This is a genomic window from Pseudomonas sp. MYb60 (genome assembly GCF_002979555.1).
GTDB lineage: Bacteria > Pseudomonadota > Gammaproteobacteria > Pseudomonadales > Pseudomonadaceae > Aquipseudomonas.
Window position 1 is genome coordinate 39,092 of sequence record NZ_PCOZ01000025.1, and the last position, 7,623, is coordinate 46,714.

Consider the following 7,623-nt stretch of genomic DNA (forward strand, 5'->3'; position numbering starts at 1 on the left):
TCATCCGTGCGCTTTCACGACACACCATAAGTTACGTGAAATAACCCCGTCAAGAGTCTCGCAACTCATCAGGTTACAAAGGATACTGCCGACGGATTCAACCCGAGGTTTATCGATGAGAAACGACACCCGCCTTTCGCGCATGCTGCACGTGCTGATCCATATGGGTCGCCATGAAGAACGCGCCACTTCAGAGACCATTGCGCAGATGCTCGGCACCAATCCGGTGGTGGTCAGGCGCACGCTTGGTTTGCTCAAGGAGAAAGGCTACGTGCGCTCGGAAAAGGGTCACCAGGGCGGCTGGAGCCTGGGCAAGCCCTTGAGCGACATTACCTTGCTGGATATTCACAATGCCTTGGGCACGCCGTCGATATTTGCCATCGGCCTGTCCACCGATCACCCGGAATGCCTGGTGGAGCAAGCCGTGAACGCCGCGCTCACGGATGCGTTCGAGCAGGCCCAGGCGCTGCTGCTGGAGCGCCTGGGCAAGGTCAGCCTGGCGCAATTGGCCGAGGATTTTGACGAACGTTATCGCCTGGCGATGCTGCCCTAGCGCTGCGCAGGAATACGAATTTCACCGGCGCGGCATTGGCTTTTGACACTGCGCGGGCACCCGGTGAAGGCCAGGTCCTTGGTCAGGCATACCCGTACTTCCGACAATACCTGGCCCTTGCAGATCACCGCCAGCCCACGGTTGCCCATGCGCGGGTTGCTGTCGCGGAACAGCGCCTCGATGTCACGCGCCGTCATCGATGGCGAGGTATTGAACGGCTGCAACTGCTGCGGAATGGCAACCACGCCCAGCGCCTCGTCGGTTTTTTCCAGGTATTCCAACGGCTCCAGGCCGCTGCAGGTGCCGTGCTTGGCCCATTCATGCTTGAGCAGCGAACGGGTGGGAAACAGCGCGGCGCCCTTCTCCATGGCTTCGCGATCCAACCGCGATTGCGGCGCGCAGGACGCTGGCCACCCTCCCCGCGCATATTGCGGCCACAGGCCGTGCAGCACAAAACCGTAGCCTTTGCCCGAGCACTGTTCGTTGTTCGGGTGCGTGAGGCAAAAGGTCGGCGACCACGACAGCGACAACAAATAGAAATCAAACTCCCCAGGCGTGCCCTGGTTACGAGGGGCCGCCATTGCACTCGTGGCCAGTACCAGCCACAACGCCATCCAATATTTCATCCGCCTGCTTCCTTGAAAAGAAAAACCCTATCGCGCTTAACCAGGGTGATGGGGGTTACGTTGCAACACCTTGTCCATGATCCGATCAGTCTTCAAGGCCTCTATCGCCAAGGACGGATGCTCGGCCTCGCCGCGAATATGCGCGTTCATGGCCAGCACATGGTGCCACTGGATGTGCGTGTGGCACGGCACGTCAAGCACCTCGACGGTCTCGGCTTCAAGGCGCAAGGGGTGGTCGTCGAACACCGAAAACTGGATGCGCCCACGGCTGCCGATCAGCTCGACCCGGTCTTCACGGCGGTCGGCGACGAAATTCCAGCAGCCCATGCCCAGGGCGCCCGAGCTGAAGGTCCAGCAGGCGGTCACCGCATCTTCGGCCGCATAGCGTCCAGCCTGGCGCGCGGTAAACCCGGACACCTCGACGATATCGCCGGCCAGGTATTGGAACAGGTCGAAGCCATGGCTGGCCAAATCGGCAAAGTAACCGCCACCGGCGATGGCCGGGTCGGTGCGCCAGTTGGCGGCACTGGCATCGTCAGCGGCGGCGGGCTTGCACAGGGTCCAGGTGAGGTGGCGCAGTTCGCCGATGCGCCCTTCGTGCAGCCAGTGGCGTACTTGCTGAAAACGCGGCAGCGAACGGCGGTAGTAGGACACGAACAAATGCAGCCCGGCACGCTCGAACGTGCGTTGCATCAACGCGCTCTGCTCGGCATTCAGGGACATGGGCTTTTCGACACAGCAATGCTTGCCGGCCGCGGCCACCATCAGGCTGTATTCGAGGTGGCTGTCGGGCGGCGTGGCGATGTACACCGCGTCCACCTCAGGGTCATTGATCAGCGCCTGGGCGTCGGTATAGAAGCGGGCAATGCCGTGGCGCGCGGCATAATCACGCACCGCCTCGAGGCGGCGCCCCATCACGGCCACCAGTGCCGAACCTGGCGCTTTGTAGAAAGCGGGTCCACTCTTCAATTCAGTGACACTGCCACAGCCGATCATGCCCCAGCGTACGGTGCTCATCAGTTCCCCTCGTCCGTTTTCGTCAAGCGGGCAGTATCCACATACCCGCGGTCGCACGCCATATCCACTTAGCATGACAATTGCATTACACTTTTGTGACACTCATCCCGCAACGGGGGCACAAACGATGAAAATTCGCGCAACAGTCATTTGTGAACACGAGGGACAGATCCTTTTCGTGCGCAAAGCCAAGTCAAAATGGGCGCTGCCAGGCGGCAAGGTCGAACGCAACGAGCGCCCCGTGGGCGCAGCCGCGAGGGAGCTGGAAGAAGAAACCGGCTTGAATGTGGACGGGATGCTTTACCTGCAGGCGTTGAAGGCGCGCGACACCTTGCACCATGTGTTCGAGGCGTCAGTGGTGAACATCGCACAAGCGCGGCCGTGCAACGAGATTGCCGATTGTCAGTGGTACGCCCATAGCGCGCTGGAGCAATTGGATACGACGGAAGCGACCAAGCATATCGTCAGGTCGTTCTTGCGCAGGTTGTAGGCCCGCGCCTCAACCGAACGCCGCAAATCCACGCCGACCGGCCTTGATCTCGGTGCGCAGTTCACCGATCAGGTTGGAAATCGAGCGGATACTGTCGAGCCCATCGGGTGACACGCAGGTCAGCAACAAATCCACGCGCCCGGATTCGGGCTCAAAGATACTGATGCGCAGCGAACCATCGCTGTTTTGGGTGCAGTCACACGCCAAGGGTAAAAAACCCGACGCCATGATGCGATTGAATTCGACGATGGAAATCATGCTCCGCACCCTTCCCCCGGGCCCCACCCAGTCGTTGTGATGGGAGCAGCGTAGACCACGTTTCACGGGGGTTCTAGCCCTTCGCGCAAAAGTGTTAGCCACGCCTCATTTTGCCCTGAAAGCGCCGAAACACTGGCGTCAGAAAACCCTCTGAGTTACCTCTCGTCTGCCTGCCACACCAGCACTTGACGCGCGTTTGCGATCAAAAGACCCTCTTGTTTTTTCACCCTCCGCCCGAGCATTTTCCATGAGCATCGCACCCCCGAGCCAGCCCGACAGTGACGTCTACAAAGCGCTGCTGGAATCGACCAAAGCCATCCCCTGGCGTATCGATTGGGCCACCATGTCCTTCAGCTACATCGGCCCGCAAATCGAGACCTTGCTGGGCTGGACGCCGCAGAGCTGGGTCAGCGTGGATGACTGGGTCGAGCGCATGCACCCGGATGACCGGGAATACGTGGTGAATTTCTGCGTGTCTCAATCCCGTGCTGGGGTAGACCACGAGGCGGACTACCGCGCGCTCACGGTGAACGGTGACTACGTCTGGATTCGCGACGTGGTGCACGTGGTGCGCAAGGGCGACGAGGTCGAGGCATTGATCGGTTTCATGTTCGACATCAGCGAGCGCAAGAAGACCGAGGAGCACCTGGTGCGTCTGCAAAAACAACTCGAGGAGTATTCCTATCAGGATGGCCTTACCGGCATCGCCAATCGACGCATGTTCGACACGGTGCTGGAGCGTGAATGGGTCGCCGCGCAACGCAGTCAGTTGCCACTATCGCTGATCATCATGGATATCGACTTCTTCAAGCAGTACAACGACCACTACGGCCATATCAAAGGCGACGAGTGCCTGCGCCAAGTGGCGCGCACCCTGTCGCTGGCGGCCAACCGACCACGAGACTTCATTGCGCGTATCGGCGGCGAGGAGTTCGTCTGGTTGCTGCCGGAAACCGACGCAGCGTCTGCCCGGCAGGTGGCCCAGCGCTGCCTGCACCTGATCAAGCAACAGCAGATCGAGCACGGTTTTTCGAAGGTTTCGAACCTGCTGACGTTGAGCCTGGGTGTGGGCACGCGCATCGTCGCGGCGGATGACCTGATGCTGGAGTTTGTCGAAGACGTCGACAGACTGCTGTACCAGGCCAAGCGCAATGGGCGGATGCGTGCCGAGTTTGCCGAAGGTCGAATGTGACACCGAGGTCAAATCGCAGGCAAAAAAAATCCCAAGTAGCTGATGGAAACCTGGGATTTAAAAATGCATAAACCGTGGGAGGTGAACGCCCGGCAATAGTACCGAGTGTCTAATTGCGTCACAAGACTAAATTAACCCTTTCGTCGGATTGAAACTGTCGTAAGTCATTCAATAACCACACATTTTTAAAGGTTGCGAGGCATATAAGTGCCACTTATTGGTGCAACTTCCCGACTCATTCCACGTGTATGAAAAGGTTATTGAATCTCCGCTGCCCCGCTTTGCGTGCTGGGTGACTGGCCTCTGTTTGCACCGCGCCGAGGCGGCCGGGGCAGTTATTTGCGTGCGACTTTGTAGCGCACGCAATCCTGATAGAAACCCTGGCGGATCGCCTCGGGCTTGAGCCGCGAACGGCTGTCGTAGGTCTGCTCGGTAATGCCCATGGCCATCATGCGCATCCAGGATTTGTTGAACTTCATGCCCTGGATCTTCTGCCGGGCGGCATACAGCGACACCCCCGACAGCTTGAGTTCCTGGGCCCTGGCGGCCGTACCGGCGCCCCAACTGCACATGTATTTGTCACCCTCGCGCAGCTCCCGTGCCTGCGCGGCAGCCGCGCCACCGGCCAGGGAACAGGCGAACAGCATGATTCCAACAGTGCGCATTTGCATCCCTACCTAACCACCTGAAAATAAAAGCGATTCTGGCGAGGATTTTGTTACAAAGGGGCCATTAAATTGCCTTATTACCACTGATACGTCGCACTGGCCTGCACGGTACGCTGGGAACCGTACCAGCACCACGAGTAGGAGTAGCACGACGCGACGTACTCTTTATTCGCCAGGTTGGTGGCGTTAAGGGCCAGGCGCAGGTTGTCCTTGAGGCTGGTGATGTTCGGGATGTCGTAGTGCACCGCTGCATCGAACAGCGTATAGCCCGGCACTTTCAAGGTGTTGGCGGTATCGCCCCACGACGAGCCGATATAACGCGCACCGGCCCCGGCACCAAAGCCCTTGAGGTTGCCCTCGCGGAAGGTGTAATCCGCCCACGCTGAAGCGGTGTGGCGTGGCACGGCGTAGGTGGTGGTGCCTTTGGCCGAGAGCTGCGGGCCGATGCCCACATCCGTGACAGGCGCATATTGCACAGTGTTGTTCGACTGGGTGATACGGTTATCCAGATAGGCGTAAGCCGCCGTGATATCCAGGTTGTCATTGAGGCTGGCCTTGCCTTCCAGCTCGAAGCCTCGGGACTGCACTTCGCCATCCTGGCTCTGGCAACGCCCGCTGCCGCAGATGTGATTCGGGTCCGGGTCGGTGGTCAGTACGTTGCTCTGGCGCAAATCGAAGATCGCCGCACTGATGAAGCTGTTGCTGCCTGGCGGTTGGTACTTGATGCCCACTTCATATTGCTTGCCCTCGGTCGGCTTGAACACCGAACCGCCGTAGCCCGTGCCCGATTGCGGCTGGAAAGATTCCGAGTAACTGGCATATGTCGCCAGGCCGTTGTCGAACAAATAGACCAGGCCGATACGCCCGGTGAACGCCTTGTCGTCCAGGGACGACTTGGACTTGGCGCCGGTGCTCAAGGTCTTGGTGCTGTTGTCGGTGCTTGCCCAGTCATAGCGACCACCGAGCAACAGCACCCACTTGTCCCATTTCATCTGCTCCTGCAGGTAAGCGCCGGTCTGCTGGCTGCGGGAGGTGCCATCGGTGCTGTAGGCCGGAACCGGAATCGCCTTGCCGTACACCGGGTTGAAAATATCCTGGGTGGGCGCAGTGCCGGCGCGGGTCGAGCCCGACAGTGTATCGGTGCTGGTGTACTGGTAATCGGCGCCCATCAACAGCGTGTGTTGCAACGGCCCGGTGTCGAATTTGGCCTGCACCTGATTGTCCAGGGCATAGGCGTCCATGTTCACGTCGCTGGCAATGGTCGCGCGCTGCATGGTGCGGTAATCGCTGCGCAGGTTGTTGCTGTAGAGGCTGCGGTAACGCCCTTCGCTGCGCAGATAACGCGCATTCTGGCGCACGGTCCACACATCGTTGAAATGGTGCTCGAAGGCATACCCGATGGAGTAATACTCGCGGTCGCTCTTCTCGAAATCCTTTTCACCGTCGTAGAAGCCCACGTCGATATCGTGCCCGGTCGGGCTGTCCAGCACCGAGCCCCAGGCCGGCACCGAACCATACGAGGCGCCCTTGGGGTCCTTCTGCAAATGCCCGAGCAAGGTGAGTGACGTGGCGTCATCCGGGCGCCAGGTGAACGCGGTGGACAGCGATTGCCGGCGGGTCTCGGTGTGGTCGACCTGGCCGTCGGCGTCGTCGAAAAGGCCGGCCACGCGGTAGGAATACACGCCCTGATCGTCAATCGGGCCACTGAAATCGAAGGTGGTGCGCTTCTTGTCGAAGGTGCCGTATTCCACGCCGATCTCATGGAACGGCGTATCCAACGGCCGCTTGGTGACCATGTTGATCACCCCGCTCGGCGTCCCCTGCCCGTACAACACCGACGCCGGGCCACGCAGCACTTCGACCCGCTCCAGGTCGAACGCATCCTTTTGCGGCAAGGCGTCGCGACTGCTCGGCATGCGGAGGCCGTCCAGGTAGGTGGCCGGCGAGAAACCCCGGATGGTCAACTGGTCCAGGCGCGACGCGGTGGCACCCCGGGTTTCCGGGACCACGGCGGCACTGTAGCGCAGGATCTGATTGAGGCTCTCGGCGTTCTGCGCGCGCATCTGGTCTTTGGTGACGATGGAAATCGACTGCGGGGTTTCGATGATCGGCGTGTCGGTCTTGGTGCCTGACAGGCTGCGGGTCGCCACATAACCAGCGACCGGCCCGGTGGGGCTTTCGGCCTGGTACGCGCCGCTGATGGTAGTGGCCTGCAGCTCCATGGCACCGCCGATGTCTGGAATGGCCTCCAGACGGTAGCGGTCACCCGCAATTTTCACCGCTTGCAAGCCGCTGCCCGTCAGCAACTGGTTAAGGGCCACATCGGTGTCGTATTGCCCGCTCAAGCCATCGCTGCGTTTGCCGCGGGTCAGGCTCGCATCGAACGCCAGGGCAAGGCCCGCCTGCTCGGCCAGGCTGTTGAGCGCCTGGCTCAAATCGCCCGCGGCAATCGAGAAACTGCGCACGGCGCTGCTTTCTGCGGCGACGGAAGACTGGACGGTCAGCAACGGCACAGCGGCAAAAGCCATCGCCACGGACAAAGCCAGTGGGTGCAAGGGACGAGCAAGGCGCGACATGGGAAATCCTGCGTAATAGAGGTTCTATTAACCATGACGGCCATGTCGGGAAATCGGGCAAGAATGAGAGCGATTTTTATTTGATCTTTTTCGCTGCAGTCGGAGAGGTCTGGTTTTTGCCTGGTGGGTGAGTGGCGTTTGCTGTGGATTTTTTCCCCTTACAGTCAGCCTTTCTGATTTTTCAGCCGTTCGTCAGGCCGTTTGGGCTAGGGCTGATGTGAAAGCCCCCTCACCCCCACGCCA

The 7,623-nt window shown here is 60.1% G+C and carries 8 protein-coding genes; 3 read left to right on the forward strand and 5 right to left on the reverse strand.

What is annotated here, in order from left to right; all coding sequences use genetic code 11:
• Positions 1 to 115 precede the first annotated feature (115 nt).
• On the forward strand, positions 116 to 553 hold the full coding sequence (locus CQ041_RS24310) for an Rrf2 family transcriptional regulator (RefSeq protein WP_105524948.1): 438 nt from the start codon (positions 116 to 118) through the stop codon (positions 551 to 553).
• Here the strand turns inward: CQ041_RS24310 and CQ041_RS24315 are convergent.
• A complete protein-coding gene (locus CQ041_RS24315; RefSeq protein ID WP_105524949.1) occupies positions 550 to 1,179 on the reverse strand; it encodes a ribonuclease T2 in 630 nt (209 codons plus the stop codon). The two genes, CQ041_RS24310 and CQ041_RS24315, sit on opposite strands and share 4 nt — an antisense overlap.
• 36 nt (positions 1,180 to 1,215) lie before the next feature.
• Positions 1,216 to 2,196 (reverse strand): Gfo/Idh/MocA family protein, encoded by a 981-nt coding sequence (locus tag CQ041_RS24320; RefSeq protein WP_105524950.1) that lies wholly within the window; start codon positions 2,194 to 2,196, stop codon positions 1,216 to 1,218.
• Between the two features lie 127 nt (positions 2,197 to 2,323).
• Between CQ041_RS24320 and CQ041_RS24325 the strand changes: the two genes are divergently transcribed.
• A complete protein-coding gene (locus tag CQ041_RS24325) occupies positions 2,324 to 2,686 on the forward strand; it encodes an NUDIX hydrolase (RefSeq protein WP_105524951.1) in 363 nt (120 codons plus the stop codon).
• Between the two features lie 9 nt (positions 2,687 to 2,695).
• Here CQ041_RS24325 and CQ041_RS24330 read toward each other — a convergent pair whose 3' ends face one another.
• Positions 2,696 to 2,944 (reverse strand): DUF1652 domain-containing protein, encoded by a 249-nt coding sequence (locus CQ041_RS24330; RefSeq protein WP_105524952.1) that lies wholly within the window; start codon positions 2,942 to 2,944, stop codon positions 2,696 to 2,698.
• 247 nt (positions 2,945 to 3,191) lie between these two features.
• Here CQ041_RS24330 and CQ041_RS24335 point away from each other — a divergent pair, with 247 nt between their 5' ends.
• On the forward strand, positions 3,192 to 4,136 hold the full coding sequence (locus CQ041_RS24335; RefSeq protein ID WP_105524953.1) for a sensor domain-containing diguanylate cyclase: 945 nt from the start codon (positions 3,192 to 3,194) through the stop codon (positions 4,134 to 4,136).
• Between the two features lie 335 nt (positions 4,137 to 4,471).
• On the opposite strand, the gene CQ041_RS24340 is transcribed toward CQ041_RS24335, so the two are convergent.
• Positions 4,472 to 4,801: a hypothetical protein gene (locus CQ041_RS24340; protein WP_105524956.1), complete on the reverse strand. Its 330-nt coding sequence runs from the start codon at positions 4,799 to 4,801 to the stop codon at positions 4,472 to 4,474.
• Positions 4,802 to 4,881: 80 nt separating this feature from the next.
• On the reverse strand, positions 4,882 to 7,380 hold the full coding sequence (locus tag CQ041_RS24345; protein WP_105524954.1) for a TonB-dependent siderophore receptor: 2,499 nt from the start codon (positions 7,378 to 7,380) through the stop codon (positions 4,882 to 4,884).
• Between the last annotated feature and the right edge of the window lie 243 nt (positions 7,381 to 7,623).